The 1,011-nt window shown below is 44.0% G+C and carries 2 protein-coding genes; both read right to left on the reverse strand.

The genetic code is table 11. The features are described from left to right. On the reverse strand, positions 1-361 hold a 361-nt coding region (locus ACFRAK_RS28765), incomplete at its 3' end, for a TetR/AcrR family transcriptional regulator (RefSeq protein ID WP_394573157.1). A 304-nt stretch (positions 362-665) separates the two neighbouring features. Continuing rightward, positions 666-1,011 (reverse strand): MBL fold metallo-hydrolase (locus tag ACFRAK_RS28770; RefSeq protein ID WP_394573158.1); only part of this gene is annotated, 346 nt, incomplete at its 5' end.

The raw sequence follows: 1,011 nt of genomic DNA on the forward strand, positions 1-1,011 counted from the left end.
GGCCTGGCTGGAAGGAGATTTTGGCTAGCGCCTTAAACAACTGTTGATGTCTTTCCACATGCTTACAGATCAGGAACGTAATCAATTGGCCTTCATGAACCGATATTTGCTGGCTTTTCTTAAACGGCTCTCGCAGCGCTTGCGCGATCCCATGCAGCGCATCGTCAAACATATCTTCCAGAAGCTCGTTCTTGTTCTTATAGTGAAAATAAAAAGTGCTGCGATTATAGTCCGCGCGATCCGATATCTCCGATACGGATATGTTATCCGGGTCGTTGCTTTCCAGAATCAGCTGAATCAACGATGTCTTTAGTGCATGTCCCGTGTGCAGATGCTTTCGAGATTGCCGAGTCGTATCCATAATTTGTTGTTGCCCCTTCCATCACTAATGAACGCTCTTTGTATACGATACCATATTTAAATCACGTTCTAAAACGAATGGAAGCTACTTTGTTGAATGCGCTTCCACGCATAAATGTCGCATCGCGGCGCGATTCATCGCACGTTGCGCAGAATAAGGGAATGGATATTTCATCCATTCCCCAAGCTTGATAATACATACCTGTTGACTTGCTGTAATTTAAATCTTTTTACTCATCAGTATACCCTCTTGTTACCGGATTGAGCATCGCTGAAAAAAACATTCTCCTACGATACATCTAAAGTTACTCCCACCAGTTTGTTGAAGGGTACTTCGTTGCTCCTATTGTTACAATTTCACCTATTCTAGGTGTCGCCAAAGCTACATTCAGCTGCTCAGCCGCTAATTTTGCCCGTTCAATAGGATCTGTCCAACTGTGTAACGCTAACGTAAAAGCTCCCCAGTGGATAGGAATCATCAATTTGCCTTGTACATCCAGGTTAGCTTGCAATGACTCTTCAGGAGTCATATGAATATTGGCCCACTTTTCATCATATTGACCCGTTTCGATCAGCGTGATGTCAAACGGTCCGTATTTATCGCCAATCTCCTTGAAATGTGGTCCGTATCCGCTGTCGCCGCTATAGTAT

The organism is Peribacillus sp. NPDC056705, from assembly GCF_043656335.1.